We start from the raw sequence: 8902 nt of genomic DNA on the forward strand, positions 1-8902 counted from the left end.
AACCGTTGGCCCTTAAGCGGATGAAATGGATGACAGATCTCCGCCCAACCCAAATGCTCGTTGAGCACGTGTGCAGTTCGCGCTGACCGTCCCGATTTTTCAGGAACAGGTGATGCAAGTGGCAATTCTCGCGGCTGGATTCACAGCCGGCGAAGCCGACCAGCTTCGGCGCGCGATGGCCGCGTGGAAGCGAAAAGGTGGTCTCGAAAAATACTATGACCGAATCGTTAACGGGATGCAGGAACGTGGATACGAGAAGGCATTCGCCGAGGCGATATTTGAACAAATCAAGGGGTTTGGCGAATACGGATTTCCGGAAAGTCACGCTGCGAGCTTTGCCTTGCTTGTTTATGCGAGTAGCTGGTTGAAGTGTCATGAGCCCGAGGCATTTCTCGCTGCAATGCTCAACAGTCAACCGATGGGATTTTATTCTCCATCACAGCTCGTGCAAGACGCACAGCGGCATGGCGTGAGGGTGCTTCCCGTCGACGTGACGCTCAGCGGATGGGACTCGGTGCTTGTTCCGCAGGAGTCGGGAAAGCAGCCTGCAGTCCGGCTTGGCATGTCGCTATTACGCGGTATGAAAGACGGCGCAGCGGAACGTATCGAGATTGCGCGCGCGGTCCGGCCATTCGGCACCGTGAAAGACCTGGCTCGACGCGCGCAGCTAGACCGCAAGGACCTTCACGCTCTCGCCGATGCGAATGCGCTGTCCTCGTTGGCTGGAAATCGCCGGGAAGCGCTTTGGCAATCCGTTGCTGCAGTTCCTGACAAAGACATGCTGGCGGTCGCAGCGGTGGAGGACGAAACACCCGACCTCGGCGCACCGACCGAAGCGAATGACATCGTTGCAGATTATCGGTCGGTGGGTCTTACTCTCGGTCGGCATCCTGTCGAACTGCTACGTCCACAGTTGCTGGAAGCTCGACTCATGTCCGCTGCGACCCTGCGCACCTATCCCGACGGGAGGCTTGCTCGCGGATGCGGCATTGTTACGGTACGGCAGCGGCCAGGCACGGCCAAGGGCGTTATGTTCGTGACGCTCGAAGACGAAACCGGCAACGTCAACGTGATTGTCTGGCCGAGCCTGCAAGAGAAGCAGCGCAAAGAAGCATTGAGTGCCTCGTTGCTTGCCGTCTACGGCGTATGGCAGTGCCAGGGCGAAGTCCGACACTTGGTCGCACATTGGCTTGTTGACATGTCGCATCTTTTGGGAGGACTCCAGTCCACCAGTCGGAATTTTTGCTGACTGGCGGCGGCTCGCCCGATGGTCAATCTGTGAGTGCGGTATCGATGGAATGGCCGGATTGTCGAGCTTCAGTATGCGGGCGGCCCGCGCGTCGTCGCCAGCAGTCGATGACCGTCACGATTCGTGAATCTTGTCTGCTAACCCTCGATGACTTACTCCGCTCGGCCACCAGGACCGCCTTAGCGCTTGCCCTTGAGAGTAAAAGGGGCCAACAGTGACTGCACGTCAACCTGTTTTCCCTGGAGTAAGAGTAACCTCGCGTGGAGCACTGTGTTTTCCAGAACGAGCTTGGCGGTGCTCAGCAGGTACAGCGCATGAATGTCGGAGCCAGACATGCCGGTTTCAACCAGATGATGGCGCTTGACCAGCGAACTCATAACGAGACGTCTGAGTTCCTGCTCTCCAAATGGAAGGTCGGCGAAGTCGATTGGGTCGTCGGCTTCAACTTCTCGTAGCATTTCAACAAGCGTTTCCGTGCTCACTTCCATGGCGGCTCCACGATGTAGTTAAGGACCAGCATAGCCAAACTACCTCATCCTGCAGCTTCAGCCTACCGGTTCGAAATACCGGCGTCCAGTCCGAATGCATGCGAATTGCGCCGTCACCTTTCATTTGCCGATTACCTGCGGACAGCCGCTCGGCAAGTGCCGCCTTATTAGAGTAACGATTGCTGCCCATCTTCCGGTGGCTTCGCTTCTGAGGGCTTTTCTTTCGGTGCTCTTGGCGGCAATGGAAACGGCTCTGCATGCATCTCGTCCGCTGGGTACAGTTGGAGAAAGGACCTCGCTTCGTCGGTGCTCCGACACGACAGCCAGTCGGCATACTCGCGAGGGCGAATAATCACGACGGAGCGCTTCTCATCGCCAGGTTTATGAAAGCGCCGCATGAGTGGGTGTTCATCCGCGTTCAGCGTGAGCATGGTGAAAGATAGCGACGCGACGCCGTCGGGCTCTTCCCATGCACGCCATAACCCAGCTATCGCCGTCGGCTCGGTGCCGGCAAGCCGGATGCGCCACCGCACAGGCTTCCCTGTCTCATAATTAGGTTCGAAAAATGTTCGACATGGGATGAGGCAAAGCTGCAGTCGCTTCCATGCTGCGCTGAAGCTTCGCTTTTCGCCGATTGTCTCGGCGCGAGCGTTCATTGTGTCGTAGGGCCTCACGTGCGGCGGGATTCGTTTCCGTGGCACCATGCCGAACGACGCTACGTCGGTCGACCAACCATCTTCACCGCCCCTGAAAATTGGAGCCCCGTAGTCTTTGTATATCTCACCATTGTAGGCAAAGTTCGCTCCGGGAAAAATGCTGAAAGCGTCAAAGCGTTCCGCCGGATTGTTCGACTCATAGCTCGTGCACATGGGTCTCGTCCTTCCTGGAATAAATAAGATAGTCAACTGGCTGGTGGCCTTGGCCGCAACCTGCCTCGTGCAACTTGCGCACTCGCTGTAGGTTAGCTATGTGTGCGTAGTTGCAGTCAACGCGTGTCGTTATCGTGAATGCCTTGACCGTCGGCGATAAGACGCGGGAATCCCTTATTGGTAAGTTTGAACGCCAGCTTCCCTGTCGCGTCCAATTACCCATGTGCCGCGTCGACGCCATAGACCGATTTCGCAAGCCATTGGTCGAAGATGTATCCGTCACCCGGACCAGGGAGACAGGTACGCTCGCCAAGTTCGATAACCCTGAGGCTACTAAACTATAGCCATGGTGACAACGCGCAATACGACCGCTCGACCTCTGTCCCGCTACAGCAAAATGCGGGACTTCCAGGTCACACCCGAACCCGCCCCGTCGAGCACGAACGCATCCGCGCGTCAGGGACACCTTAGGTTTGTCGTACAAAAGCACTGGGCGAGCCGGCTTCACTACGACTTCCGGCTTGAACTGAGGGGTGCGCTACTCTCGTGGGCCGTACCAAAAGGACCCTGCTACGACCCGAAGGAAAAAAGGATGGCCGTTCGCGTAGAGGACCATCCAGTCGAGTATTCGACGTTCGAGGGTACGATTCCGCGCAAACAATACGGCGCCGGCACCGTGATAGTGTGGGACCGAGGAACGTGGGAGGCCGTCGGAGACCCGCAAGAAGGAATGAACGCCGGCAAGCTGGTCTTCCAGCTCCATGGCGAAAAGCTCGCTGGTTTGTGGGAACTTGTGCGGATATCGAAGCCGGAGGACAAGCAGGACCAGTGGATGCTCTTCAAGAAGCGCGACGAGTGGGCACGGCCGCTTGCAGAATACGACGTCATCAAGGCGCTTCCTGACAGCGTCACGACGAAACCACTCGGGCTCCTTGAAGAACGGGAGCCGAAGGTTATGCGGCCCGAGCGCGATGGCGAGGTGGCAATGGACCTGTCTGCCGCAGTCAGCGCGCCGCTTCCAATCAAACTCGAGCCGCAGCGAGCAACGCTGGCGTCGTCACTACCCGCGAGTGGCGACTGGATAACGGAGGCGAAGCTCGATGGGTATCGTATGCTCGCCCGGGTTGACAAAGGCAGAGTGCGCCTTTTCACAAGCGGCGGCCACGATTGGACAAAGAAGCTCGCAGGTCTGGCCGAAGACGTCGCGAAGCTTCCTGTCTCTGACGCCTGGCTCGATGGCGAAGTTGTTGTGCTCAAAGACGGTCTGCCCGATTTTGGCGCTCTCCAGAATGCGATGGACAGTAGCGCGAATCAGGAAATCGTCTACTTTCTGTTTGACCTGCCGTACTTCGACGGGAAGGACCTGAGGGACGTCCCGTTGGGGGCGAGGCGCGCGCTGCTTTCCCGGCTCCTCGAAAGCGAGGGTGACCGCATACGGTTCAGTCAGGACTTCGAGGCTCCGCCAATACAGGTGTTTCAAGCTGCCGCAGGATTGGGTCTCGAAGGCCTGATGCTGAAGCGCCGTGACGCGCGATATGAGTCAGGTAGGACACAGACGTGGTTGAAGGCAAAATGCCGTCTGCGGCAGGAGTTCGTTATCTGCGGCTTCACGGCGCGAGGCGGTAAGGAGGGTGAAGTTGGCAGCCTGCTGCTCGGCTATTACGAAGGAAAAAAGCTTCATGACGCGGGCAGCGTGGGCACCGGCTGGGACGCTCGAACCGGTCGAGAGCTGTGGGGCCGCCTTGCGCCGCTCGAATTGGATTTGGCACCGTTCGACGTCGCCGTCGCGAAGCCGCGGCGCTGGTCGCGGCGCGCGGCCGGCAGCGAGCGCTGGGTTCGCCCCCAGCTGGTTGGCGAGGTCGAATTTGCCGAGTGGACCGCGGATGGCCTCGTGCGGCAGGCGTCGTTCAAGGGATTGCGCGTCGACAAGCCGCCGCGCCAGGTCGTCCGCGAGGGCGGGCAGACGTTAATGCGTGCGCCGCTCTCTCAAACCAAGGTAACGCACCCGGAGCGAATCATCGACCCGTCGAGCGGTATAACAAAGCTCGACTTGGCGCGCTTTTACGAGAGCGTCGCCGCCTGGATGCTTCCGCACCTGAAAGACCGGCCCGTGGCGATGGTCCGCGCTCCCAATGGTATCGCAGGTGAGCTATTTTTCCAGAAGCATGCCGAACGAACCGGGATGCCGGGTCTCAAGGCGCATGACCGTGAGCTGTGGCCGAACCACTCCCCATTGCTTACCATCGATACGGTCGACGCGCTGATGTCGGCTGCCCAGATGAACGCAGTGGAGTTTCACACCTGGAACTCGACTGTCCGTCGGCTCGAAAAGCCGGACAGGGTTATCTTCGACCTGGACCCGGGCGAAGGTGTGAAATGGGCGCATGTTCAGGAGGGGGCGCTGCTTGTCCAGACGCTGCTGCATGAGCTAGGGTTGGGGGCCTGGCTCAAGACGAGCGGCGGCAAGGGGCTGCACGTCGTCGTGCCGCTGATGCCGAAGCTCGACTATGAGTCGGTGAAAGCTTTTTCCCGGGCGTTCGTCCGGCATCTGGCGAAGACAATCCCCGAGCGCTTCTCGGCGACATCGGGCGCGGCGAACCGCATCGGGAAGGTATATGTCGACTATCTGCGCAACGGGATAGGTCAGACTACCGCTGCTGCGTTTTCTGCACGGTCGCGGCCGGGAATGGGTGTTTCGGTACCAGTTTCGTGGGAGCAGCTGCCTGACCTGAAGAGCGGCGCGCAATGGAGTGTTCGGACCGCACGAGAGTATCTCAGCTTCCAGACTGAGGACCCTTGGGCGACGTACTGGACGGCCGGGCAATCGTTGGCATCGGCAATAAAGCGCCTAAAATGATTTGAGCGATTCAGACTGCCGGCCCGTCACGAGAGCGGCGGCACGTGCTTTGCTCTACCAGCTTACTGAACGTGTTATCCATGAGGAGAAGTCCATGGCCGCCCGCTCAATCGCCTCTTTGTCTCTCTCTCTTTCGGACTCGTTTCCATCCCGGTGAAGCTCTACGCGGCAACGGAGAGTTCGTCTGATGTGAGGTTTCATCTCCTTGCTCCCGATGGTTCGCGCGTCAAACAGCAGTACGTCTCGGAAAAAACGGGTGATGTTGTTGAGCGCTCGGCCATGAACAAGGGCTACGAATTTGAACGGGACAAATTTGTGGTATTTACCGGGGACGAATTGAAGGAGCTGGAGGACGGGGCGAGTCACGTCGTCGAGATAATGGCGTTTATCCCGGCGAAGGCAGTCAATCCCGTCTTTTATGAGAAAGCCTATTACATTGCTCCCGACAAGCGTGGCGGGAAGCCATACAGTTTGCTGCAGCAAGCGCTTGCTGAGAGCGGTCGCTGCGCACTAGCGAAATGGGCGTTCAGAGGAAGGACAAGAATTGTGCAGGTGCGCCCCGAGGAAGGCGGCCTCGTTTTCCAGCAATTACTCTACGCGAATGAGGTCCGTTCACTAAGTGACCTGCATATCGAACCTGTTCAGGTTTCCGAGAGCGAGCTCAAGCTCGCGCTTCAGATTATCGAGCAGGGCGCCGAAGACAACTATGACCCGACGGCGTACGAGGACGAAGAGAAAAAGCGCATCCTCGCCGCTATCGACGAGAAGATTGAAGGCAAGCAGGTTGTCACTCACGAGCCGACGGAGGCCACGGGTGCAGGCGGGCAGGTCATCGACCTTATGGACGCGTTGCGCGCGAGCCTGAAGGGCGCGAAGTCAAAGGTGGCACCGGCGCCCGCGCGAAAGAGCGCGGTGCCCGTCGCCGAGCTTCCCGTGGCGCCGCGGGCGCGCAAACCGGCGACGCGCGCGACGAAGACCCCCGCTGAAGCACCTGCGAAGGTGCGGGCCCGCAAGTGACGTCACAGGTCAAAGCACGCGAGATTTCGATGCGCGAGCTGCAGGGCATGCTCAGCGTTTCACGCACCGTGGTAACAGGTTTAGTCGCCGCGGGATTTGTGACCCCATCGCGCGGACCGAGAAACGAATATCGCTTCACGTTTCAGGATGTCGTTCTGCTTCGTACAGCACTGCAGTTGCGCGCCGCGCGGATAACGCCGCGCAAAATCATTACGGCTCTCTCTCGACTGAGACAGGCATTGCCCGACGAACTGCCACTTACAGGGATTCGCATATCGGCGGTTGGCAACGATGTCGCCGTGCGGACTGGTCCGTCGCAGTGGGACGCAGTCACAGGGCAGCTACTTCTGGATTTCGAAGTCGCGGAAATCAAGGGGGATGTCGTATTTCTCGATACTTCGCCGACACAGAGGAACGTCGAGCAACAGGCGGAAGAGTGGTACGACCTCGGCGAGCAGCTCAGAACGTCCGACGTCAATGGGTCGGAGCAGGCTTATCGAAAGGCGATAGCACTGTCGCCGCGTCCGTTCTATGCCGCGTATGTGGACCTCGGAGCGCTTCTATGCGAACTCGAAGCACGCTGCGAAGATGCACTCCACGTATTCGATGAGGCGTTAATTCACTTTCCAGAAGATGCCGTTCTGCAGTTCAGCCGGGCAATCGCTTTTGAGGAAATTGGCCGACCCGACGAAGCTGAACGAAGTTATCTACGCTGCCTGGAGCTTGACCCGACGTACGCGGACGCTCATCACAATCTGGCTATCCTGCTCGAGAAACGCGGGGACCCACAGGGCCTGGTACGTCATTTGAACGCCTATAGAAGGCTGACCACCTGAAGGCGTTATTCGTCCGGCCAGAAACTGAACCTGACGCTCGATTTGTCCGACGAAACCGGCTTTGTCGCACCGGTTCCATACTCGATTTGAACATACCAGGTAACCGAGCGAGCGGTTTCGGACTCCGATCTACCTGTTTGCCGGTAGGTGCGAAGGGCTCGTCGCGAGACACACGCGACGTGAGCGCGTAGCGATGCAAGTAGACTTAACGACCCGGCACGCGTTTCCGCAGCCGCAAGCTCTGAAACCCGTTGGTCCGGCTAGTTGCACTATCTCCCTGAGTCGACGCATGGCATAGTGCCGTCATTGACAACAGCAGGAGCAACCGCAGTGGCAACACTCGAACAAATCCAGGCACGACTGGCTAAGCTTCAAGCGCAAGCGGACGCTATCCGCAAGCAAACCTCATCAGTGCTCGAAACCATCAGGGGTTTGATGGCAAAACATGGCCTGACTACTGCGGACATCGACGCATATGCCGGAAGCAGGAAACGCGGGTCGAAGGCTGGCGCCAAAGCAGTGGCGAAGACAGTGACGTCCGTGGCGAAATATCAAGACCCGAAAAGCGGCGCAACTTGGTCCGGCCACGGACGTGCGCCGGGATGGATTGCGAACGTGAAAGACCGCAGCAAGTTCTTGTTTGACAGCAGCGTTACCAGCGCCGCGCCTGCTCCCCCGACTGAGGCAAAGGCAAAGACAAAGGCAGCGACAAAAGCAGCGACAAAAGCTGCAGGCAATTACGTGCGGGGACCGCAGCCGGCCAGATACCGCGACCCGAAGTCCGGTGCCACTTGGAGCGGCCGTGGCCGGGCGCCCGAGTGGGTGGCTTCGGCGAAGGACCGGTCCAGGTTTTTGATTGACGGTGGCAGCGCGGCGACGGATTCAAGCGCTGCGAACATGCTGAAAGCTGTCGCGAAGAAGCGCGCGACAAAGACGGCGGCAGCGAAGAAGGCACCGGCGAAGAAATTGGTTGGCGCCGAAAAGGTGCGCGCGACGACGGATATCGCGGCCGCGCCCGAAGCTGCAGCTGCTTAAGCGACTGTGAAAGCGAGCATTCAGAGCTCGCTTTTCGTTGCATCGGCACGCGCGGTTGGCGCGGTTTACCTCGAGCGGGCCCGCAATGCGTCCAGACGGGCGGCGCACTTTGCGTTGGAACCACCGTGCTTGTAGGCCTGTGCCGCCTTTATGCTGTCGGGGACGACATCGCCGGGAGCACTCGTGTCCCAGTGCCCCTCCCAGTAAGCCAAGGTTGTACGCCGCTGCCCGGTGTCCAAGCTCAAGTGCGGTGGCATACATGTCCTTGGCCATCTCGAAGTCGGTTTTCTGCCACGACCAAGCCGCGCACTTCCGCAATAGCTGCTGCCGCCATTCCGCGCAGCGGCTCGCTCGCCGTATCGTCCTTCATCACGTCGCCTAGCCCAACTTTCGCTATTCGCGGCCTCGGCTGGTAACTTCTCAATAACCTGGGGCGAGCACGAGGGCGTCTGTGCACCGCTGGCTGTGAACCTGCAGGGAAGATGGGCCGATAACTTGCTCGCACCCGGTGACGAATTGCGCTTGTAAACGACGGAGTGTGATGTTAACGT

Annotated in this window: 5 protein-coding genes and 2 pseudogenes; 5 read left to right on the plus strand and 2 right to left on the minus strand. The window is 59.1% G+C overall.

Features of this window, described 5'->3' with window-relative positions:
- Positions 1 to 82: 82 nt before the first annotated feature.
- Positions 83 to 1249: pseudogene (locus P3T40_RS44595) on the plus strand (OB-fold nucleic acid binding domain-containing protein); the annotation flags it as partial.
- Between the two features lie 179 nt (positions 1250 to 1428).
- Here P3T40_RS44595 and P3T40_RS44600 read toward each other — a convergent pair.
- Positions 1429 to 1737 (minus strand): hypothetical protein, encoded by a 309-nt coding sequence (locus tag P3T40_RS44600; protein WP_429274039.1) that lies wholly within the window; start codon positions 1735 to 1737, stop codon positions 1429 to 1431.
- A 167-nt stretch (positions 1738 to 1904) separates the two neighbouring features.
- Positions 1905 to 2606, minus strand: coding sequence for an SOS response-associated peptidase (locus tag P3T40_RS44605; protein WP_429274040.1), 702 nt, complete (start codon positions 2604 to 2606; stop codon positions 1905 to 1907).
- A gap of 346 nt (positions 2607 to 2952) precedes the next feature.
- On the opposite strand from P3T40_RS44605, the gene ligD reads away from it, so the two are divergent.
- From ligD to P3T40_RS44625, 4 genes and pseudogenes are all read left to right on the plus strand, one after another.
- Positions 2953 to 5463 carry a DNA ligase D gene (ligD, locus tag P3T40_RS44610; RefSeq protein WP_429274041.1) on the plus strand — a complete coding sequence of 837 codons (2511 nt, stop codon included), beginning with the start codon at positions 2953 to 2955 and terminating at the stop codon, positions 5461 to 5463.
- Between the two features lie 94 nt (positions 5464 to 5557).
- Positions 5558 to 6480, plus strand: a pseudogene (locus P3T40_RS44615) (Ku protein).
- Between the two features lie 29 nt (positions 6481 to 6509).
- On the plus strand, positions 6510 to 7316 hold the full coding sequence (locus tag P3T40_RS44620) for a tetratricopeptide repeat protein (protein ID WP_429274042.1): 807 nt from the start codon (positions 6510 to 6512) through the stop codon (positions 7314 to 7316).
- A gap of 330 nt (positions 7317 to 7646) precedes the next feature.
- Positions 7647 to 8351, plus strand: coding sequence for an H-NS family nucleoid-associated regulatory protein (locus tag P3T40_RS44625; RefSeq protein WP_429274043.1), 705 nt, complete (start codon positions 7647 to 7649; stop codon positions 8349 to 8351).
- Positions 8352 to 8902: the final 551 nt, after the last annotated feature.

This window comes from Paraburkholderia sp. EB58 (assembly GCF_050436665.1).
GTDB lineage: Bacteria > Pseudomonadota > Gammaproteobacteria > Burkholderiales > Burkholderiaceae > Paraburkholderia.

Coding starts and splice junctions, on each gene's coding strand:
- P3T40_RS44600 (WP_429274039.1), bottom strand. CDS start 1,737: ATGGAAGTGAGCACGGAAACGCTTGTTGAAATGCTACGAGAAGTTGAA.
- P3T40_RS44605 (WP_429274040.1), bottom strand. CDS start 2,606: ATGTGCACGAGCTATGAGTCGAACAATCCGGCGGAACGCTTTGACGCT.
- ligD (WP_429274041.1), top strand. CDS start 2,953: ATGGTGACAACGCGCAATACGACCGCTCGACCTCTGTCCCGCTACAGC.
- P3T40_RS44620 (WP_429274042.1), top strand. CDS start 6,510: ATGCGCGAGCTGCAGGGCATGCTCAGCGTTTCACGCACCGTGGTAACA.